At 41.1% G+C, this 18,233-nt stretch carries 15 protein-coding genes; 5 read left to right on the top strand and 10 right to left on the bottom strand.

The annotated features are described in order from the left end of the window. Positions 1 to 17: 17 nt before the first annotated feature. Positions 18 to 1,454: a sodium/pantothenate symporter gene (gene panF / locus A33I_RS07340; RefSeq protein ID WP_022627850.1), complete on the bottom strand. Its 1,437-nt coding sequence runs from the start codon at positions 1,452 to 1,454 to the stop codon at positions 18 to 20. Continuing rightward, positions 1,451 to 1,759: a YhdT family protein gene (locus A33I_RS07345; protein ID WP_022627851.1), complete on the bottom strand. Its 309-nt coding sequence runs from the start codon at positions 1,757 to 1,759 to the stop codon at positions 1,451 to 1,453. Before A33I_RS07345 ends, panF begins: the two co-directional genes overlap by 4 nt. 137 nt (positions 1,760 to 1,896) lie before the next feature. Between A33I_RS07345 and A33I_RS07350 the strand changes: the two genes are divergently transcribed. Together A33I_RS07350 and A33I_RS07355 are read left to right on the top strand one after the other, a co-directional pair. Then, the gene (locus A33I_RS07350; RefSeq protein WP_022627852.1) at positions 1,897 to 2,805 is read left to right on the top strand and encodes a VanW family protein; all 909 of its coding nucleotides are present in this window, start codon (positions 1,897 to 1,899) and stop codon (positions 2,803 to 2,805) included. 172 nt (positions 2,806 to 2,977) lie between these two features. Then, a complete protein-coding gene (locus A33I_RS07355; protein WP_041203430.1) occupies positions 2,978 to 3,484 on the top strand; it encodes a DUF2798 domain-containing protein in 507 nt (168 codons plus the stop codon). Between the two features lie 18 nt (positions 3,485 to 3,502). On the opposite strand, the gene A33I_RS07360 is transcribed toward A33I_RS07355, so the two are convergent. Next, complete coding sequence (locus A33I_RS07360; RefSeq protein WP_022627854.1) at positions 3,503 to 4,591, bottom strand: hypothetical protein; 1,089 nt, start codon at positions 4,589 to 4,591, stop codon at positions 3,503 to 3,505. A 145-nt stretch (positions 4,592 to 4,736) separates the two neighbouring features. Then, positions 4,737 to 6,026 carry a glycoside hydrolase family 18 protein gene (locus A33I_RS07365; RefSeq protein ID WP_022627855.1) on the bottom strand — a complete coding sequence of 430 codons (1,290 nt, stop codon included), beginning with the start codon at positions 6,024 to 6,026 and terminating at the stop codon, positions 4,737 to 4,739. Between the two features lie 177 nt (positions 6,027 to 6,203). On the opposite strand from A33I_RS07365, the gene A33I_RS07370 reads away from it, so the two are divergent. Both A33I_RS07370 and A33I_RS07375 read left to right on the top strand, forming a co-directional pair. Then, positions 6,204 to 6,716 (top strand): hypothetical protein, encoded by a 513-nt coding sequence (locus A33I_RS07370; protein ID WP_022627856.1) that lies wholly within the window; start codon positions 6,204 to 6,206, stop codon positions 6,714 to 6,716. Positions 6,717 to 6,838: 122 nt separating this feature from the next. Next, on the top strand, positions 6,839 to 7,243 hold the full coding sequence (locus A33I_RS07375) for a secondary thiamine-phosphate synthase enzyme YjbQ (protein ID WP_022627857.1): 405 nt from the start codon (positions 6,839 to 6,841) through the stop codon (positions 7,241 to 7,243). A 253-nt stretch (positions 7,244 to 7,496) separates the two neighbouring features. Here the strand turns inward: A33I_RS07375 and ku are convergent, their stop codons facing one another. After that, complete coding sequence (ku, locus tag A33I_RS07380) at positions 7,497 to 8,327, bottom strand: non-homologous end joining protein Ku (RefSeq protein ID WP_022627858.1); 831 nt, start codon at positions 8,325 to 8,327, stop codon at positions 7,497 to 7,499. Between the two features lie 130 nt (positions 8,328 to 8,457). Here ku and A33I_RS07385 point away from each other — a divergent pair, with 130 nt between their 5' ends. After that, positions 8,458 to 10,275, top strand: a complete 1,818-nt coding sequence (locus A33I_RS07385; RefSeq protein ID WP_083477610.1) for a DNA ligase D — start codon at positions 8,458 to 8,460, stop codon at positions 10,273 to 10,275. 350 nt (positions 10,276 to 10,625) lie between these two features. On the opposite strand, the gene A33I_RS07390 is transcribed toward A33I_RS07385, so the two are convergent. The 5 genes from A33I_RS07390 to A33I_RS07410 all read right to left on the bottom strand — a co-directional run bounded on the left by A33I_RS07390 (position 10,626) and on the right by A33I_RS07410 (position 18,024). Next, a complete protein-coding gene (locus tag A33I_RS07390; RefSeq protein ID WP_022627860.1) occupies positions 10,626 to 11,084 on the bottom strand; it encodes a 2-thiouracil desulfurase family protein in 459 nt (152 codons plus the stop codon). 128 nt (positions 11,085 to 11,212) lie between these two features. After that, positions 11,213 to 12,922: a thiol reductant ABC exporter subunit CydC gene (gene cydC, locus A33I_RS07395; protein ID WP_022627861.1), complete on the bottom strand. Its 1,710-nt coding sequence runs from the start codon at positions 12,920 to 12,922 to the stop codon at positions 11,213 to 11,215. Further along, entirely contained in the window at positions 12,919 to 14,652 is a 1,734-nt protein-coding gene (gene cydD / locus A33I_RS07400) for a thiol reductant ABC exporter subunit CydD (protein WP_022627862.1), read from the bottom strand. Before cydD ends, cydC begins: the two co-directional genes overlap by 4 nt. 171 nt (positions 14,653 to 14,823) lie before the next feature. Then, positions 14,824 to 16,287: a DEAD/DEAH box helicase gene (locus A33I_RS07405; RefSeq protein ID WP_022627863.1), complete on the bottom strand. Its 1,464-nt coding sequence runs from the start codon at positions 16,285 to 16,287 to the stop codon at positions 14,824 to 14,826. A 366-nt stretch (positions 16,288 to 16,653) separates the two neighbouring features. After that, a complete protein-coding gene (locus A33I_RS07410) occupies positions 16,654 to 18,024 on the bottom strand; it encodes a hypothetical protein (RefSeq protein ID WP_022627864.1) in 1,371 nt (456 codons plus the stop codon). Positions 18,025 to 18,233: the final 209 nt, after the last annotated feature.

The following is an 18,233-nucleotide window of genomic DNA, read 5'->3' on the forward strand; positions in this document are numbered from 1 at the left end:
AATAAAAAAGCTGTCCTCTACAGGACAGCTTCATTCGCAGACTTTGTTAGTAAACTGACGACCACAAAGAAAATAAAGGATAATACAATTGGGAAAACCACGGTATGCAATCCGAGTAAATTCGGAGCAAAGGTATGAATAAGAATATAGGATGCTACTCCGACAATCATCGAAGCGAGAGCCCCATGTTTGTTCCCTCTCTGCCAATACAGTCCCATAATAACAGGCCATATAAAGGCCGCTTCAAGTCCTCCGAATGCAAATAAATTTAACCAAATAAGCAAATCAGGCGGGCTTAACGCGAGCATAAACACTAAAATACCGAGAGCTGAGGTTGTTCCTATGGTGATTTTCTTTACCTCTTTATCCGCTGCATCGGGCTTAATGTAATTTAAATAGACATCCTTAACAACAGTGGAGCTGACTAAAAGAAGCAGGGAATCCACCGTTGACATGATCGCTGCCATTGGTGCTGCGAGTACAATACCGGCAAGCCATGGCGGCAGCACCTCTAATGTAATAAGCGGCATGACGCTGTCAGCCACTTCAATGCCTGGAAGAATCGGACGTGCAAATACACCGATCAAATGCATTCCAAGCATAATAAAACCGACAACAATCGTCCCGGTAATTAAAGCGCGGTGCATCGCTTTGGCATTTTTATAAGACATCGCACGAACAGTTACTTGCGGCAGAGCTACAACTCCCACCCCGACTAAAATCCAAAAAGAGGAGACATAAGCAGGCGTCAATCCGCCGTCATGCCCAAAAGGGGTAACCAAATTCGGATTTTCAGCGACGAGATCCTGCATAATGTTCGTAATCCCGCCCCCTGCAATAATCGTCCCAATTAATATGATCAATGTTCCAAATACCATGACCACACCTTGAATCGTATCTGTTAAAGCAACAGCTCTAAAGCCCCCGATAATAACGTAAAATAAGACCGCAACAGCAAAAATAAATAAAGCCGATGTATAACTTAACCCAGTTAGCGACTCAATTAATCGAGCACCGCCAACCCACTGGGCAGTCATCGCTGAAAATAGAAAGATAATAATGCTGAAGGCAGAAAACAGCACGACCCACTTGCTTTGATACCTCTGCTTTAAAAAGTCAACAAGCGTAATCGCTTTGTATTTTCTCGCGTAGATCGCAAACTTTTTCCCAAGCACCATTAAGACAAAATAACCTGTCGCCACTTGCGCCATTGCAAGTAATACCCAGCCTAATCCTTGGGTATAAGCGATTCCAGGTCCGCCGATAAAGCTGCTTGCACTGCCGTATGTAGCAATCATAGTCATCGCTAATATAAAGCCGCCAAGCTCCCGGCTCCCTAGGAAATATTCTTGTAAAAAGGAGTCAGACCGCTTTAAAAACTTCGAAGACCAAAAACCAACGACAAAAATCGAAGCTAAAAAAATAATCAGTGGAATGATGACGGGCCAGTTCATTTAGACTCCCCCTCCTCATCCTCAAACGGAACCTCTTTGAAGAATCCCTTTACAGCAATAATGACGAGCACAACCATAACGAGAAATCCAACTACACAGCTGTAGAAAAACCATGCAGGCAGTCCAAATATATATGTATATTCACTCACTGGCTTAGAGCCAAGTCCATAAGCAAAGCCGTACCACCATCCGAAGTTTATGAGGACTAAAATGACTCCAATCAACGCCTCACGATGAGCGATTTTAAATCGTGGATCTTTTGGATCAATGTCCGGCTTATTTTTTTGCTCAAACGAACCTTTCATCGCTTACTCTCCTTTCTTTGCTTGTTCGTATTCTGCATCAGTCCATTATACAACGGAACACCCCGGCACTGTCGATTTTTTTCGAATGAAAATCTAGACCCAGACTCATACTAGTTTGAGGGGTGATTACCATTAAAATGTCAAGTGCACTACTATCCATCATACTTTTATTTTCTTTTATGCCAAGTGAAGAAACTCTAACGTTAACCCATGACGGTGAAACACTCATTACCATTCATCGCACTGAATTTGCAGATGGCATTCTTGGCAAAGCTGCTGTAGATGAGGATAAATACGCAGAGCTTGAGAACACCATTGCCACACAGGTGTACGTGGAGCCTGTAAATGCAAAGCTTGATGAAATTGGACAGATTATCCCTGAAGAAACTGGGATAACCATAGACCGCAGAGCGTTTAGAGAGTTATTTTTTGAGTATTTTTACGGAAACAAGCGGGTCTCAGCTGACGTGCCGACCTTTACTCTATTTGCAAAAGTAGATAAAGAACTGTTAAAAGAGATCCGCGCTGTTCAGATGGGTGCCTATGTTACATATTTTAATTCGCACAACAAAGAACGTGCCCATAATATTACCCTCGCAGCTGAAGCGATTAATAATTATGTTGTCTTTCCAAATGAACGATTTTCCTTTAATAAAGCGGTTGGCAAGAGGACAGCTGAGCGAGGTTACCTTCCCGCACCAGTCATCGTGCGCGGTGAATTAACGGAAGGGATCGGCGGCGGCATTTGTCAGGTTTCATCGACCTTGTTTAATGCCGTAGATAAAGCCGGCATGAACATCATTGAGCGTTATACGCATTCAAAACGTTTGACGTACGTGCCGCCAGGAAGAGATGCAACAGTCAGCTGGTATGGCCCTGACTTTGCCTTTACTAACAGGCATAATCAGCCGATTTTGATCCTCGCTAAAACGTATCACGGAACCTTGCTTGTAAAAGTCTTCTCATCTGAGGAAATTGATTATACACCGCGCGATGTTCCTCGGGCTCCTAATAAATTGCCGCCTGAAGTCAATGTAGACGAATGACCACGGAATTGTGTATCATCTCCTTTGAATAAATAATTGCGCCCTCGTCTCTTATCACACCTTAAGCTGCTTCGTATTAACGGCAGCTTTTTTTGTTCACAAATTGTTCACTTATGCGGCATCGCTCTCCCTCGCTATAATGACGAAGTGTTAAAAAGAAGGGATGATGAAAGTGCCAACAACTAAAAAAGAAAAATTATATTTTGGATTAATGATGTGTACGGGCATGGTGATATTCATGACATTTTACAATTTGATTATCCATGACATGCTAGGCAAAATACCTTTATCAGCGATCGTATTGCAGCTTGCTGCAGGATTTATCCTTGCATTTATCGTAGAATCTTTTATTGTCGGACCAGCTGCTCACAAGCTTGCTTTCGCTCTGCCTTATGATAAATCAAAGAAGCTATATTCAATCCTATCCTTAGCGTTTTTTATGGTAACAGGAATGGTTCTAGTGATGTCGTTATTTGGGCTAGGAACAGCGTACTATTTTACTGGATTGGGTGATAAAGCTTTAATCGAAAGCTATTTCTCGATCGTTCTAATGAATTATCTGTTTGCCCTCCCGCTCCAACTTTTCATTGTCGGTCCGACTGTCCGCCGTTTGTTTACTAAATTTGTTAAAACTCCAGTCAATGAGCCCATTGAGCCACTACTTCTAAGAGTAAAGTAATGCCAAAGAACCGCAATGTCAGTTGATTGCGGTTCTAATCATTCTCCACTCACTTAGAGGAGATTCTCTTTGTAGGCGGAATGTGGTTGTGAGTTCTCTTTCCTTTTTCCCTCTCTCAGACAACCTGTACGTAAATGGTATTTCCCGGTACAGAAGGTTATCTAAGCTAGGTGTGTACTCTTTTGTGATTCGCATAATCTCTATCTGTTTTAATTCTTCCGTTTGGATGTCGGTTTTTGGTATATGAATTAATTTGGCCAAGTCTGTATCATTATGGTTATAGGCTGTTGCTAATAAATGTACGATATTTTCAGGTGTTTGCTGCTTTACAAAAGGAACAACTAACCCTGCAGCCTTGTGTATCATCACTTGATGAGACAAGTCTAAATTCTTCGTTTTATGTGTTACACTCCCTGCAAAATGAATACAAAAGTGCCCAGGAAACCCATTTGCAAGGGCCCCGCCTCCATGCGGCATGCCATGCATAGAGGCAGCGATTTCACGGCCGTCATGTTGGATAAGAATCGCTCGACGCGCCCAGCTCCATTTTCCGCCATATATCTCTTTCATGATTTTTGTGTCTTCTAATGTTAAAGGCTGCACATCCGCATGATTCGCTCCTGCTCTGCGTTGTCCTCGAAAGCTTAGTCCTGTTTCAAGGTCTAAAATCGTAAAACTCGTGTACCTTGGGATGAGCTTATCCACTTCTTCCCATTCCATCAATTCACCAAAATGCTCTTCTTCTAGCCCGTTAAAGAACGTACTTAGCTTTTCCCATATCTCCTCTTTTTCAAATTGATATTTGGTCATAGTTGAGGGGTCATACAAATACCCTCTTTCATCAATTGTAAAAGCTTGTACACGATACCCTTGATCAACTAAAATCGCTCGGGTAGAGAAAGGGATTTCTTGAACCTTTTGAATGGGTTTTATGTTTTGCAGTGCTCGATTGACAAGAGAAGACCGAATCTCAAGCTCTGTTTGATGAACAGCATCACTCGATGACTTGACCACAAGCATGATTGGCGCTGCTTCCTCTTTTGCTAAGGCAGAATGGGGCATCATAATGGCCATGAATAGTAGTACACTTACTAAAAGTCGTGTCATTTTCTTTCCCATCCTTTATTGAAGTTTAACTTGCTATTTAAGTTTAACTTGCATTCTTTAACTATTTGCAAAACAGCCCCCCATCAATCAGGGTGTTGTTGGAAATCAAAAAACCTCTAAACCAGAAGACTTAGAGGTCAAATACTTACACTCGTTTATTAATCGTAAAATTGTCTTCAAGCAAGAGCCAGTTTTGTGGAAAATCCCAGCCAAGCACCCAGTAAAATAAACCACGCAGCCCAAATTCTTTGACAAGATCGAATTTAGCCTGAATGCTTCTCGCATCATCAAACCATACTTCGTGCTGGCGGCCTTGTTCGTCCACGTACCTGAAATATGGGGATTGAGCGGTTTGGTCATATTCAATGGCTGCATTGTATGTGGCAGCAAGCCTGATCGCTTCTTGATGGTCAATGGCCCTCGCACGTGATTGACCTGCGACAAATGGCAGAGTCCAATCATAGCCGTACAACGGAATGCCCATCATAATTTTATCATTAGGCATTTGGGACGCGGCAAACTCAATCACTCGCCTTACCTGGTCAATTGGCGCAACGGCACGAGGAGGTCCTCCTGTCCAGCCCCATTCATACGTCATTAAAAAGACAAAATCAGCGATCTCACCATGCGTCCGGTAATCATGCCCTTCATATAAGACCCCTTCCATCCCCTCTTCCACTTGAGGTGCTAGCGCGCTTGATAAGTAAAACCCTTTTTCATCAAGTCTTTCTTTCGCTTTTCTCATAAGGTTGTTATAGGCTTCTCGATTTTCTGATCCTAAATACTCCAAATCAAAATCAAGTCCTAAGTAGCCCTTTTCTTCCATGATTGCGATCGCTTCGTCGAGCAGCCGGTCCTGCAGCTGTTCGTCTTGCAAAATAGCTGTAGCAAGTTCGGTGCTGAACCCGCCATCTTCTATATTTGTAATAACCATAAGCGGAATCGCATTTTGACTGTATGCAGTATTTATAATCGCTTGATCATCAATCGGACGAAGCGTTCCATCGTAGTTCATTTCGTAACTAAATACCATCACAAATGTTAAATAGCGGGCCTTATCCCCTACAACATTTGCAGAATCTTCCCCTGTAATATTTAAATCAATATAACCACCGACATCAATAGCAGGCTTTTGCCGGTATTCGGTCGGAATATACAACCTCTTCCACACATGCACATCCCGAGTAGAATGAATTTGATTAACTTGAGTTATCAGCTCTGGCGGAATGTGATACCGTTGACTCACTTCCCAAATATTCTCACCAGGCTGCAGCCAGTGAAATCTCCCAACTGATGGTATGACCAACGCTTGCCCTACAACAAGCTGATCGGCATTTTCAAGCTGGTTTGCATCTACAATCATCTGATAAGGGATCTCATATTGTCTAGCAATTGACCAGACCGAATCTCCCGATACCACCACATGAATTTGCAAAATCCCGCCCCCTCTTATCTTATCTTTTCTGTGCCGTGCTTTGCTCCTCTACAACGGTATTCATAAAATGAAATTTAATGCCTGGACACTCTAAATATCTCTTGCAATTTTTTGTGTCATTTGACTAGGTCTTGAATAGGCTAACGATGAGAGCAAAACAAGGAGGTTAAATTAACTATGTTACACATGAACAGAAACACAATGAGAGATCACCATATGCAAAACGGTATGAATGGACAGATGATGCCAGGTATGATGAATGGTACTGGCCAGATGCAGATGCCAGGTATGAATGGGCAAATGCCGCCTGAGATGATGAATGGAAATGGACAGATGCAGATGCCGGGCATGAATGGGCAAATGCCGCCTGAAATGATGAATGGAAATGGACAGATGGAGCAACCTTCTCAAGAAGAAATGTATAACTTCTGTACTCAATTCATGCAGTACTTTGTCCAATTTGGTACCAATGATGGAAATGTGTACGATGGAATCATTGAAGATGTAAATCAAGAAGGTGTCACAATGCTGATGCCTGACGGCGATAATGATGATTATGATAACAACATGCAAAATAATCAGCGTCAATTTGGCTACTATGGCCGATACCCTAGAAGATTCCGCCGCTTCAGACGTCAATTCGTTCCCTTCTTCTTATTAAGCAGTCTATTCTTCCCTTACTTTTATTAATAGAGAAAGCCGCAGCCTCGTGCAGCGGCTTTTTTCTATTCATGTTTCTGTCTTCTGTAGTAAGGGTACGATATGAATGATACGATAATGATGCGTTAAAGGAGAAGAAAGGAAGGGTAGCAATGGAGAAAACCTTACATATCGATACGAACAGCCGAGATCAGATGATTGATATCACCTCGCAAATTGAACATTGGTTAAAAGATGTTGGAGTAGGTGACGGGATTGTGATCGCTTCATCTCTTCACACAACAGCAGGAATTACGGTAAATGAGAATGCGGACCCTGATGTGAAAACAGATTTCCTAAGAAGACTAGATGAAGTGTATCCGTGGGAGCATGAACTTGATCGTCATGCAGAAGGAAATACGGCCGCTCACTTAAAGACAAGCACTGTCGGCCACGCACAAACTCTCATTATCTCAAATGGAGAGCTTGTTCTTGGTACATGGCAAGGTGTATATTTCTGTGAATTTGACGGCCCGAGGAAAAACAGGAAAATACATCTTAAAGTTATTTCTTCATAAGGAAAGAGAGCTGCATTTTCGCAGCTCTCTTTTTGATGTTGGAAGTGACGCAATCATAAGGTGAATGGATACAATTAGGCTTATCACTGACGCATATCCTGGCTGAACAGGCGCAATACACTTGAAGCGACGTAATAATATGGTGTACGAATACAAATATCTATAACACCCGCGCAATCAGCGCAGACACTGACGCATAAATCGTCTGAATCTATACAATTGTTCCCTAGCCCCTACCTTGCCAGCACCAACCTTATGCGTTTTTCTTAGCTTTAGCCGTTGTCCGCTTCTTTGCAGCAGGCTTTTTCTTTTTCGTCTTATCAATCGATGCTTGCAGCGCCGACATTAAGTCAGTGACATTCGATTCTTTCGGCTTTTTATCTGTTGCTGTAACGGTCTTCTTGCCCGTTTTCTTCTCTTCTATAAGATCCATCAATGCGGTTCTGTACTCATCGTGGTATTTTTCAGGGTCAAACGTGGTCGTCAGCTGTTCAACTAACAACAAGGCCGTGTCTAATTCCTTCTTCACAATCTTCTGCCCCTCAGGCAAATTCGGTACATCTTCTATTTTTCGGACCTCATCTGGAAAATGAATGGTCTCCATAATCAGACCCTCTTTGTATACACGCACAACAGCTAGCTGCTCTTTAGAACGTATGATAATCTTGGCGATGCCAATTTTTCCTGATTCATTTAATGCTTCTTTTAGAAGACTATACGCTTTTGCCCCGCCTGCATCGGGTGCCATGAAATAACTTTTTTCAAAATAAATCGGATCTATTTCCTCTAACTTCACAAAGTCAATAATTTCTACCGCTTTTTCTTCCTGTTCTTTTTTTAATTGCTCAAGATCCTCTGCGTCAAGGACGACAAATTTATTTTTGGCATATTCATAAGCTTTGACGATATCCTCTTGAGCTACTTCCTCTTCACAATCGGGGCACCTTTTTTGGTAATTGATCGGTGTGTGACATTTTTTATGGAGCTGTCTTAATTTGATATCTTTGTTTTCAGTTGCTGTATGCAGTTTCACTGGTATATTGACAAGTCCAAAACTAATGCTGCCTTTCCATACTGTATGCATCTTCTCACCTGCTTTTTTTCTTACTATGCAGAAGTTTGTCTCGAATTATGTATAGAAGAATGCATTTATCAAACGATACTATCAAACGATCCTAATCAAAAAGAAAAGGCAGGTTTTACACTTGAAACCGATGCTTCTTCACTCTAATCCAACCATACCCCGAGGCAGCCAATGGCTCTACGAAGCAAAGTACGATGGTTATCGCTGCCTGTTGGTTTGGGAAAATGAAACACCGCGGCTTTATAGCAGGAACGAAAAAGAATTAACTGCAAACTTTCCAGAAGTCATTGAATGGTGCCGCACTATATATGAGCAAGTAAAAGAATATCTCCCTCTTATGTTAGACGGCGAGTTGGTACACCTTTTGAACCCTTTTAAAAGTGAATTCACATTAGTGCAGCAGCGGGGGAAATTTCGAACAAAAGAAACCATCACCCGGCACAGCAGGATTCACCCGATGAATTTTATCATATTTGACCTCCTAAAAATCAGCGGCACATCTCTTATGGAGAATCCACTTTCCACTCGAAAAAAACAGTTAGATATGCTATGCAAAGCATTAGGCATAACAACAGATACGTCTCCCCTGCAGATCATCGAAACATTTAAGAAAGGAGAGGAACTGTTTGGCTTTGTTACAGATCATAATGGCGAGGGTCTTGTAGCAAAGAAAAAGACGAGTACGTACCGTTCTACCCGCTCAAAAGACTGGTTGAAAATTAAAAACTGGCGCTATGTTCAATTAATAGTAACCGCCTATGATAAAAGAAACGGATATTTTGAAGGCAGCGTTTTAAAAGATGGTGAATTGACTGCTGTAACTCATTTTAAACACGGAATGAAAGATGAGGAGTACACAACTCTAACTGCATTATTTAAGCAGAATGGCGAAAAGAGAGGGAAAGAAACGTGGACCCTGACTCCTTCTATCGTGGTGAGTATAGCTTGTATCGGCTTTGATGGAAAACAGCTTCGTGAACCTAAGTTTAATTCATTTTTGATGGAGGCAGAACCGGATGATTGCACATGGAATTCTCTACAAAGACAGCTCCACCCTATCCCTAAACAAGTTGAAATCACTCATCCTGACAAGCCAGTTTGGCCATCTATTCATCTAGTGAAAGATGATTATCTTTTGTATTTGCAAAAGGCAGCTCCATTCTTACTGCCCTTTTTACAAGACAGACTGTTAACTGTTATCCGGTTTCCACACGGAGCAGATGATGAGTCATTTTACCAGAAAAACACTCCTGATTATGCCCCATCGTTTATTCAAACGGCAGTCGATGAGGATATTGAATATATACTTTGCAATGACCTTAAAAGCTTAATGTGGCTTGGTAATCAATTAGCACTTGAGTTTCACATCCCGTATCAGACGATTCATCAAACCAAGCCTGCAGAATTAGTATTTGATCTTGATCCGCCCAGTGTAGATGAATTTGAACTAGCTGTTCAAGCAGCCTTACAGATGAAGGAGATTTTTGATCAGTTTCATCTCACCTCTTATGTGAAAACGTCAGGGAATAAAGGACTTCAGCTTTATCTCCCGCTGCCAGTAGAAGCGTTTTCATATAAGCAAACTAGAGCATTTAGTGAGTTTGTCAGTATTTATTTATGCGAACAAAACCCTGAGACATTTACAATTGAACGGCTGAAGAAAAATCGTGGCGGTCGTTTATACATTGATTACATTCAGCATGATGCTGGCAAAACAATCATTGCTCCATACTCAACCAGAGGGCATGGACGGGGACTTGTGGCTACTCCACTTTATTGGGAGGAGGTTGGTGACAAACTTACACCTGATGACTTTACGATTCCACGAGTAATCGAGCGGTTACGTTCGGAAGGTGATCCATTCCGCAACATGCGTGAAAATCTTGATGAGCAAGGAGAAGCGTTTGCGGCAGTGCTTAGAGAGTTGAAGAAGCTGGGGAAGAAATAATAAGTATTTAATAAAAGAGGCTGGGAACAGTATTTCACTCTAATAGTAACTAAGCATTACAGATGCGGCCCGTGGATACCGCTACTGAAATATGCTACGTTTTCCATGGGAAGCTGCTGAGCCTCCTCGGGCTTATGCCCTGTGGGGTCTCAGCTTTGCTTTAGTTCCCATTGGAGTCTCCGGATTTTTCATCCGCTAGTTTATTTTCCGTTTAGTACTAGAGGTTCTTTTATACTGGTTAGGTCATTCTCATGAGCGAAAGATACAATAAATATAAATCTCTGTTCTTCTCCCACAAACGGCTCGAAACCTTATCTCTGAATAATAAGCAATCACAACATTTTGAAAAACTACAGTATATTTTCAACAAATTGTTCTTCAGAAATCACTCGTAAACCATTTCTTTTAAGTAAAGCTGAGGTAACCCCATTTCCTGGAATTTTTTCACCTTTAAATTCACCGTTATATATCTTTGTACTACCACAGGAAGGGCTGTTTTCTTTAAGAACCACTAATGTTGCATTGATATCTTTAGCTGTTTCTAAAGTGGCATAAGCTCCTTTTAGGTAAAGACTTGTTACATCTTCACCACATCTATTGATCACCTTAGCTTTTCCATCAAGCACATCTTCACCGTCGCCTCCTAATATTTCGGCTGGTTCTCTAGGTGTTGAAAATCCACCAAGCAGTTCAGGGCAAATAGTAATAGCTTGATTCTCCGCAACTAATTTTCTTATTCTATTATCTAAACTATGTTTGCTGTTATATCTCACTTCTAACCCAGCCAAACAAGAGCTAACCAAGATCATGAACGTCACCCCTCAAAAAGAAATTTAAATGACATCGTATGTTCGAATAGCTAATTATACCACTCAATCCCAAAGACGATCATAAAAAAATAAACCGAGCATCCTTCACTCGGTTTATTTATATAGGTTTATCCAACCATCTCTCTTTCCACTTGCTTCATCTCATAGAAGTAACCCTTTTTCGCCATAAGCTCTTCATAGCTTCCTGATTCCACGATTTCCCCATGGTCCATCACAATAATTTGATCCATGTGTTCAAGACCTGTCAGGCGGTGTGTGATGAATATCATCGTATCGTCTTTTGCTTGTTGAAATAGCTGGCTATAGATGTTCTTTTCTGTTAGAGCATCGAGTGAAGAGGTCGGCTCATCTAACAGCCACAAGTGCTCCCCTTTTAACATCGCTCTTGCAATGGCCAGACGCTGCTTCTCACCGCCAGATAAGTTTTCTCCTTTTTCATATACCTGATCCTTTAGCTGAAACCCGCTTAGTTCCACTTTGCGCAAGACTTCAATCAGCTCTTTATCTGATGCATCATCTTTAGCGATTAATAGATTATCTTTAATTGTGCCGTAAAAGAAATGATTTTCTTGAAGAACAACATTTGCATGTGTCCATATACTCTCATCTGATACATCATTAATCGATGTTTCGTTAAAAGCAACATCACCTGAGTCTGCTTTTTGTACCTTTAGTAAAAGCTGCATCAAGGCTGATTTTCCAGAGCCGCTTGCACCGACAATCGCTGTTTTGGATCCTCTTGGAAAGACCGCTGAAATGTTTCTTAATACCGGTCTAAAATCTCCCTCAAATGAAAATTGTAGACTTTTCACTTCAATGGATGGTGGGCTAGAAAGTGACAATGGCTTTATTGACCTTTCTTGCGCCTCATCCTTCACCACTTCATTTAATCTGCTGCTAGCTTTACGGCTTTCCTCGTAATGGTTCGGAAAAACGGCCATTGGAGCTGCATTTTCAAATGCTGTTAATGAAATCATCACGAGCATCGCAAGAAACACTCCATCTAACTGTCCGCCGCTTACAAGAAAGGCTCCTAATAGGAGGACACCCCATGAAATCATAAGAGAGGCAGCTTGATGAATCGTTTGATTGACCATTGCCACATTGCCTTCTGTCTGTTGTTCTCTTACATAGGAGGCAGCTGATTTCTCAAGCAGACCTTGTTTCTCATCAAGCTTTTGATAAATTTTCAAGTCGCGGTACCCATGTATGAATTCTGTCGCATCGGTTGATAGTTTTGCGCGCTCTTCTCTTACGGCATGTTTCTTTTTCTTCAAGCTGACTGCAAAAAGAGCAGGGAGAATAATGCCCGTTAACAGCAAGCCAAACAGAAGCAATAAAGCAATGTAAAATGAGTAGAACATGGAAAACATAATTGTAGCTAAAAAAACGAGCACAAGCACAAGCGGTGGATAGAACACTCGTAAGAAAAAGTTCTGCAGGCTTTCCACATCACCTACAACTCGCGCAAGCAGGTCTCCGCTCCGGTATTTAGTAAATAAATTCGGAGCATGCGGTTCAAGTTTCTCATAAAAGGAAACTCTCAAATCCCCTAGCATAGTAAATGTTGCTCGGTGTGAGAACAGCCGCTCGCCGTATCTGGCTGCTGCTCTTGATATACTGAACAACTTCAATAACGCAATCATGATGGATAATGCATAAAGCGGAGGGGCGAGGGCTGCTTTTGAGATTAAATATCCACTTGCAGAAAATAACCCTATGGCAGCAAGACCCGCTAAAAAACCTAAAAGAACTGAATAGACAAGGTCTCTTTTTTGTGAAAGCAATAAAGCCGCCACATTCGCTAATTCTTTCATCGAGTCTCCCCTCCTCGTTGAATCTGAACCATCTCACGGTACTCGCGAGACGTTTGTAATAACTCCTCATGACGACCTTCTGCGATCTTTCCACCCTTTTCTAAGAGAATAATGCGATCTGCATGGCGTATCGTATGAAGACGGTGAGCTACAGTAATTACCGTTGATGTTTTAGAAAGCTCCTCGATTGACGCTTGCAGGATTCTTTCTGTTTTCAGATCCAAGCCAGTCGTAGGCTCATCAAACAGAATAATTTTAGGCTGCTTTAAGAACGCACGAGCGATTGCGAGACGCTGCTTCTCACCGCCAGAAAGTCCTCGTCCGGCTTCACCGACTTCTGTATCATAGCCATTTTCTAACTCGTTGATTAACTCAGTTAAGCCTGCCTTATCACATGCCTCAACAATATCATTGCGAGTCACCTCAGCACTTGTTCCAATCGCAATATTCTCAGCAATAGTGCCAGCAAACAAATAAGGATTCTGAGAAATATAGGAAACCTGATCAAACCATTCTGACTCCTTATATTTTGATTGAGGCAAACCGTCGATCATGATCTCTCCCGCAGTGCGTGGCAACAGTCCTGCAATAGCATGGAGGAGTGTGGTTTTGCCCGATCCGCTGCGTCCAATAATGGCTACTTTTTCATATGGTTTAATTGTTGTATTAATGTTCTGTAAAGTGAATTCTCCATCACCATATGTGACCTCGAGCTGTTGCAGCTCAATTTGAGGCGGCACTTCATCACTCTTCATTTGGGCGTCACCCCAGTTTACTTTCCCGCTTTCTTCCTTTAGTTCATCGGTAATTTTTTTAGCAGCCCCTAGACTGCCTCGCCCTGTATGAAAGGCACTGCCGAGGTCTTTTAGCGACATATAAAATTCCGGTGCCAATACGAGAACAAAGAAGGCTGCATGAAACGTGATGCTCTCAAAAATGATCAAACGTAATCCTACTTCAAGCGCGATCAAGCCAATCCCCAGCATGGAGATAAATTCGAGCATTAATGAGGAGATGAAAGCAATTTTTAATACATCCATTGTCGCTTCGCGAAACCCCGTACTGCTCTCTCGAATCGTCTCTTTTTGTTTTTTAGCCTGACCAAATAATTTTAATGTCGTCAACCCTTGGAGTGTATCTAAAAAACGTCCGGAAAATGCAGCAAGCTTATCCATTTGTTCTTCTGATTTTTGCTTTGTTTTTAACCCAATGATCACATAGAACAATGGAATAAATGGTGCTGTTATAATCATGATCAGCGCGGTATAGATATGCGCTTGAAAAACGGCAATCAAAATCATCAGCGGAATAACAGAGGTCTGGATGACCTGCGGGATATACTTGCTGAAATAACTATCCACCTCATCCACTGAATCCATCAGCACACTGACTTTTCTTCCAGACTGTCCTTTCATCGATGCTTGAAGCGGATTCGCTGCCAGCCTGTCAATTAATGTTTTTCTAAGCTTGGCTTTAGCTGATGCAGCCATTTTAACACCAAGTAATCCGTTTATATGAGTCAGGACCACTCTCCCAATAAGTGCCGCAAGAAGCCAGCCGAATAGTGGGATGAGTTCTGTAAATGCGCTGCCCTGTACAAATACTTCATCGACAATCGTGACAATGAAATAGGCTTGGGCAATCACTGTTGCACCAGTTAAAATCGCTGTGATAATAAGAGCAAGCCTAGTCATTTTATATGATTTTGCGATTTGCTTAAGTTCAGTCATCGTTTCATTCCCCTGTTTTTTAACTTGTATAGCTGGAGTTAGTGAAATGATTCACAATATCTTTATTGATGTCTATTATAAACAATCTATTAGTAAAATGCACTTAATCTGATTGAACGAAACGTGAACATTTTTATAGAAAAAACTGCCAGTACTAGACTGGCAGTTCGCTTATTTTTTCGCCGGGTGAACTTTTAATTGCTTGCCTTTAATCGTACGATGTTTCATTTCTTCAAGAACGAGCGGGCCTTTTCCATTTAAAACTTCAACATAGGTTTCTCTTTCTTGAATGGTAATAATCCCGATATCATCTGACTGTATGCCATTTATGGAAGAGAGAGTTCCTACAAAGTCAACCGCACGTAATTTCTTTTTCTTTCCCCCATTAAAATACAATTTCATAATATCTTGATTCAGTTTTTTTGCCTTATTTTCTTTTAGTTGAGGTTTCTTTTTCAATTTAATCTGAAACGCCTTCATAGCTTTCTTTACTTCTTCTTTTCCAGGACGTGGTACTCGTGTAATTTGCTCACCAATAAAATCCTCAATATCATCAATGTATCCATGTTCTCTCGGAGTAACAAGGGTTCTCGCTATTCCTTTTTTTCCTGCCCGGCCTGTCCGCCCAATTCGGTGCACATAATTTTCTTTTTCGGCAGGTACATCATAGTTAATGACAAGGTCTATATCAGCGACATCAATCCCTCTGCCCGCTACCCCTGTTGCGACTAAATAACGAAAAGCACCTTCTTTAAACCGATCCATTACATCAAAACGGTCTTCCTGCTTCATTCCCCCGTGTAATTTTTCTACAGGATATTGGCTTCTTAAAAGGGATTTTTCAAGCTTATCTACCTCTACTTGCGTTTGGCAGAAAATGATGCAGCTATCAGGATTTTCTGTAATTAATACCTTTTTTAAAACGTCTGTTTTCTCATCAGCCTCTACTTCAATTAAAGCGTGGTTAATATTTGGCCGGCTTGCTTCCGTTGAGTTAATTTCGATATATTCAGGCAGACTCATATGGCGCTTAGAAAGCTCCTCTACTCCATAAGGAAACGTAGCTGAAAATAACATTGTCACTCGATTAGCTGGTATCCGTGCGATTATGGCCTCCACTTGATCAATAAATCCCATATTCAGCATCTGATCTGCTTCATCAATAACCAAAAATCGAATATTTGTTGTATCCAGTGAATTCTTCTCGATATGGTCAAGAACTCGTCCTGGAGTGCCTGTGACAATATGAATTTTCTGCTTCAGCTCTATTTTTTGTCTTTCATAGGATTGCTTTCCATAAACCGCTGCTGCTTTCACCCTTTTAAATCGGCCGATATTGATGATTTCTTCTTTCACTTGGGCCGCTAATTCTCTTGTCGGTGTTAATACTAATGCTTGCGGTTTATTCTCCTCCCAAATGACCTTCTCACATAAAGGAATGGCATAAGCAGCTGTCTTTCCGCTTCCTGTTTGTGCTTTAACGATGACATCTTTTTCAGCTATAGCGACCGGTACAACTTTTTCCTGAACGTTCGTCAGCTTTTTATAATTCAAGAGGTCAAGCGCTTTTTGAACTTCTTTACTTATTTGAATTTCATTGTTTATTTGAATTCCCTTGCTTATTCGATTCTCCATAACATCCCTCATCTTTTCTTTTGTCCATATGATTAGGTTGCACTTTTGTAGGCACCTAAATGTTTTTTATTTTTTTGTATAGAAAATAATCCTCTGGCTATAATAAGTTTTGAGGGCAGCAGTGCTCTCAACAACCATACCCCATCATTTTAACATGATGTTAGCTATACAAATTGGATGTTTTTCGATTATCCCTTTTATGAGGTGATTGCATTGTACAGTAACCAGAAATTTCAAGATTGTTTTTAACAAGAATGAAATGAGGTGTCTGTGGCAGATAATAATCGTTACGACCCCAGATTGTAAGTTGTTAGGGTAAGGTAAAAGGAGATGACCGCCAATGCGCTGGTCATCTCCTTTTTTAATTTATAAAAGCAAATATCCGATTAACGTGCCAACCCCTCCGTACAATATAGCAAATGGCATATTCCGCAACGTAATGCGATAAGGGTTTTGCATCGTGTTCATCGAGGTCATCGTGACAGTGATCCCGTAAGCTCCAACTGTAGCTGTTGCTAGTGCACCTGTAATTAATACCATTCCGACGCTCATTGGATTAATGACTGAATATAAAGGCTGCATTACCTCAGCTAGTATGCCGATTGTAGCTACAGGATGGACTCCGATCATACTCATCAATAAGTAAGTACCTTGAATTAGCAGTAAAATGACTAAAGGTGTCTCAGAGGCAGCTAAAAACGGCTGCTGGATCATTCCTAGAAAAGGTGTTTCGTTTAAACTAGAAGAGAAAAAAGCAAGTGATAAGAACAACACAACAAAATTTTGCATGTGATTTGTTCGAAATTTCCAAGTCCCCCATCCAATCGCAAGAAAACTCCGCATCCTGTTCATAACAAGAGCCCAGCAGAAACTAAATGGCAAGATGACAAGCGTAACAGATAAAATAAAGTTTAAGTTGTAGGCATTCCCTAATGTCACCACAATGAGCAAAAAAGCAGTTAATGCAATTACCAGTTTGGTGATTTTCCATGCAATGATGCCAGGTTCAATCGTTCGTTCGGGATGGTAGACAGCTGCTTCATAAGGTACCGGCTTGAATCGCCTGGACCCCCATAACCAATCCACCATTAACACAATGAATGAACAAAGAATGAGCCAAGGAAGATAAGCTAGATAGCTGACACCTGTCGCATCCACTGTCATCGCCACCATAATCTCCATCGGACTCCAGCAGAGTGCAACGGCAAATGCTCGCAGCGTCGTTTGACTTATAAAAGAATCCTTGATTTTTTTCTTCATTTTAGCCATATTCTCTAGGAGCACTTCTTGAGAAATCGATAAGGCGGATAAATTAATGAACGAACATAAAGTGTACGTCGTAAACGAGCTTCTGACATACAGCTTCCCTAAGTCTGACACATTTGCTTTCATTAATTCATTAATACGACGGTCAAAACGTCCTGCACGAACGATGCTGTTCATCCAAGGTAACACGGTTAAAAAGGCGAGTAACGGCATAGTGGATGTAAAATACAGCGGGACTTGATAGAGCGGCAGTCCAGAATAGATATACATCCCCGTACCGACAGTAATAAAAATACTGCCTAAAATACGAAATAGTTTACTCGCCCCTAAAAAGGATATGAGAAGCATCGGAATGGCAAGGATTCCGATTACATAATGAATTGGTTCACTGCCTATAAACGTATTGGCTATATACATAAGTAAAATGACAGAATAAACAACATATAAATGTTGCTTCAAAAAATGATTCATTGGTTTCCCCTCTTACTCTCTTTTTTCCATTCCTCCACTTTACTCCTATTTAATAATAGAAGCAATGAGAATGTTTCGCATGTAGAACTATTCTAGTTCTTTTTTATTCAGCAGCTATCATCCTAGAAAAAATATCCAACTACATACCTACTGCTCGTTAGGAAAATAGCATTAATTATTTCAATAACCGAAATAATTAGTATACTAAT

This window comes from Alkalihalophilus marmarensis DSM 21297, from assembly GCF_000474275.2.
Classification (GTDB): Bacteria; Bacillota; Bacilli; order Bacillales; family Bacillaceae_D; genus Alkalihalophilus; species Alkalihalophilus marmarensis.